This is a genomic window from Paraperlucidibaca sp., assembly GCF_982810325.1.
On sequence record NZ_CEYEMI010000062.1, the window covers coordinates 1 to 2115 of the forward strand.

A 2115-nucleotide genomic window follows, 5' to 3' on the forward strand; every position below is an offset into this window, starting at 1 on the left:
GCAACTTATCGCCGCGATGCACTTGCCGAGTCAGTCTATCGAGCACGAGATCGGCAACGCGTAAATCATTACTCGTCGTTGCTGTATTCGACTGACGGCGCGTGATTACCTCAAGACGTGCGAGCAATTCGCTGAGCACAAAAGGCTTCACCAAATAATCATCACCGCCAGCGCGCAAGCCTTTGATGCGCTCATCGACATGATTTAAGGCGCTGAGAATCAACACAGGCACGGTGGCGCCGCTGGCTCGGAGCGCAGCCAACATCGACAAACCATCCATTTGCGGCAGCATCCGATCGAGCACAATAGCGTCATAAGGCTCGCCAGTTGCCAGAAATAGTCCATCGCGGCCATTATCGGCGTGATCCACCACATGCCCCGCCTCACTCAAGGCTTTGCGCAGAAAGCCGGCAATCTCAAGATCATCCTCTACTACTAATAGACGCATGCTATCTCTCACAAGCCAAAGTGCTGGCGCTATAGTCGCACGGCTTTTGCCGCGGAGCGCAAGATGAGCAAATGTTCATGTTGCGGCAAGGTTCTAGGTAGGACTCCATCGGCATAGTGCAGGCCTCATCACTTGCTATGACCACGCGCCATGCCCGCTCATCATTACAAACCCATCGACATCCTAGGCTGGCTATCTCTCGCCTTGCTGACGATTGCTATCTCCCGCTATAGCAATATCGACTTAACCGTGTCGAGCTGGTTTTACGATGCCAGCACCAGCAGCTTTCCATTAAAAGATACCTTTCTGTTTTCCCGTGTCTTTCATGATGGTACCCGCAAAATTTCTACTGGGCTTTGGTTACTCTGCTGCTTCTTCACATGGCGCTCACGACGCACGGAAGCATTTTTCGGCTGGCTCTTTGTCGTTATTACCGCGCTTTTGGCCGTCACTATTAATGGCTGGTTCAAACATCACTCCATGCATAGCTGTCCATGGTCATTGACTGAGTTTGGCGGTAGCGCAGATTACTTTCGCGCATTTGAATCGCTGCCTGCAATACCAGGGCCGGGGCGTTGCCTACCTAGCGGCCACGCCGCCGTTGGCTTTATGTGGACCCCACTGATTTATGCCTGCGCCCTTTGGCGACCACAATATTTGCGTAAAGCGCTCTTAATCATTGTGCCGTTTGCGCTGTTTTGTGGCGGCATTCAAGTGGCCCGAGGCGCGCACTTTGTCACGCATGTCATGTGGACGGCAGTGATCTGCGGCCTTACCACTAGCTTGAGTTTTCATGCCTACCAATACCGCGCCTATATTGGCACGGCTCTCTCACATATCGGCCAACGCCTTCACGCGGAGACAGTGCGATGAGTGTTATTTCTCGCCTAAAAAACCTCAATTTAAGCCAACGCAATATAGTCATTGCTGCCTGGCTGGTGCTTAGCTGCAACGCCGCTTTTTTTCACGCCCTATCCGCACTCACTCCTTATGATGGCTGGCGCGCAGGCGTTTTTTTCGCTGCCACAGGCGCATTACTCATCGCCTATTTCGCCACCTTTTTGCAGCTAATTACTTGGGGCTCATTTGCCCGCCCAGTGCAGTCATTTTTGCTTTTAGCCAGCGCGCTCACCGCCTATTTCATGATGACTTATGGTGTCGGCATTGATGCTGGCCAAATCCAAAACATGATGGAAACCGATGTCAACGAGGTCTTCGACTTACTCAGTCTGCGACTTCTAGCGTATATGCTGCTGATAGCCGGATTACCGCTATTCTGGCTCTGGTCAATGCCAGCAGCAACGATGAGCTGGAAGCAAACTCTACGCAACAAGCTCATCGCTGTAGTGCTAGGCCTAGTTTCAATGTTGGCCTTAGCGGGATGGCATTATGCCGACTATGCATCGACCTTTCGTGAGCACCGGGAATTGCGCTACCTCATCGTGCCGCACAACTATATAGCCGGCCTCAAACGCTATTACAGCAAAATTGTCACCGCCCCGGATATGCCACTGCAGCACTATGGCGAAGATGCCACCCGAGTTTACTCTTCAGCGAAAAAGCCGACACTATTTGTCTTTGTGCTAGGTGAGACGGCACGCGCCGAGAGCTTCGGCCTCAATGGTTATGGCCGCAACACCACGCCTGAGTTGCGCAAGCGTAGTGTC

3 protein-coding genes are annotated in these 2115 nt (G+C 52.5%); 2 read left to right on the forward strand and 1 reads right to left on the reverse strand.

Annotation, left to right across the window (positions count from 1 at the left end; all coding sequences use genetic code 11):
- The coding region (locus tag AC3DKE_RS11045) for a response regulator (RefSeq protein WP_487990721.1) at nucleotides 1-448 on the reverse strand (448 nt) is incomplete at its 3' end.
- Between the two features lie 150 nt (nucleotides 449-598).
- Between AC3DKE_RS11045 and AC3DKE_RS11050 the strand changes: the two genes are divergently transcribed.
- A complete protein-coding gene (locus AC3DKE_RS11050; protein ID WP_411729663.1) occupies nucleotides 599-1321 on the forward strand; it encodes a phosphatase PAP2 family protein in 723 nt (240 codons plus the stop codon).
- The coding region (locus AC3DKE_RS11055; RefSeq protein WP_487990722.1) for a phosphoethanolamine transferase domain-containing protein at nucleotides 1318-2115 on the forward strand (798 nt) is incomplete at its 3' end. The genes AC3DKE_RS11050 and AC3DKE_RS11055, both read left to right, overlap by 4 nt.

Bases quoted from the DNA above. Each gene is read 5' to 3' on its own strand.
- AC3DKE_RS11050 (WP_411729663.1), top strand. From the start codon at position 599: ATGCCCGCTCATCATTACAAACCCATCGACATCCTAGGCTGGCTATCT.